The sequence below is a fragment of the Burkholderia sp. MR1-5-21 genome, from assembly GCF_053427715.1.
In genome coordinates, this window is sequence record NZ_JBSAXD010000147.1 from 1 (window position 1) to 340 (window position 340).

2 protein-coding genes are annotated in these 340 nt (G+C 57.4%); both read right to left on the reverse strand.

Going from position 1 to position 340, the window contains the following annotated elements; all coding sequences use genetic code 11:
• Nucleotides 1-193, reverse strand: a 193-nt coding sequence (locus ACV229_RS40815) for an electron transfer flavoprotein subunit beta/FixA family protein (protein WP_448088695.1), incomplete at its 3' end; no start/stop codon positions are given.
• 40 nt (nt 194-233) lie between these two features.
• A partial coding sequence (locus ACV229_RS40820) for an ABC transporter ATP-binding protein C-terminal domain-containing protein (protein ID WP_448088249.1) occupies nt 234-340 on the reverse strand: 107 nt, incomplete at its 5' end.

The window sequence follows — 340 nt, forward strand, 5'->3', positions numbered from 1 at the left end:
CACCGACCGACACCGCGACCACTTCAGTCGCGACGCCCGCTTCCTTCAGGCGCACCGCTTCTTCCACGGCGATTTCATCGAACGGGTTCATCGACATCTTCACGTTCGCGATGTCGACGCCCGTGTTGTCCGACTTCACGCGGACCTTCACGTTGTAATCGACCACTCTTTTCACTGGCACAAGAATCTTCATTTGTATTTCCTTTGGCAAAACTGAAACCAGCTGAGACCAGCTATTCACCGAGATACGCCGCACGCACCTTCGGATCGTCGAGCATCTGCTTCGCATCGCCTTCCATCGTCACCGTGCCCGAGTCCATCACGTAGCCGCGGTCGGCCG